This window comes from Nonomuraea basaltis, assembly GCF_005893125.1.
In the GTDB taxonomy this organism is placed as follows: Bacteria; Actinomycetota; Actinomycetes; order Streptosporangiales; family Streptosporangiaceae; genus Nonomuraea; species Nonomuraea basaltis.
In genome coordinates this window covers 1-309 of sequence record NZ_VCJS01000670.1, presented here as the reverse complement: position 1 = coordinate 309, position 309 = coordinate 1, and the positions used below count along the sequence as shown (strand labels likewise).

The window sequence follows — 309 nt, the reverse complement described above, 5'->3', positions numbered from 1 at the left end:
CGTTCTTTGACTCTGTGCCGTGGGATCTGGTGGTCAAGGCGGTCCGTGCGGTGTGCGATGTGCCGTGGGTGGTGCTGTATGTCAAGCGGTGGCTCGCTGCGCCGCTGGTACTGCCCGATGGCAGGCTTCAGAACAGAGACCGGGGGACCCCGCAGGGTTCATCGGTTTCGCCTGTCCTAGCGAACCTGTTCATGCATTTCGCGTTCGATCTGTTTCTGGCTCGGGAGTTCCCGGCCGTGCGGTTCGAACGCTTCGCTGATGATGCGGTGGTGCATTGTGTGGGTCTGCGCCAGGCCAAGGAGGTCCTGG

Annotated in this window: 1 protein-coding gene; it reads left to right on the top strand. The window is 62.5% G+C overall.

The annotated features are described in order from the left end of the window. Window positions 1–14: 14 nt before the first annotated feature. Window positions 15–309 (top strand): reverse transcriptase domain-containing protein (locus EJK15_RS69965; RefSeq protein ID WP_240778174.1); only part of this gene is annotated, 295 nt, incomplete at its 3' end.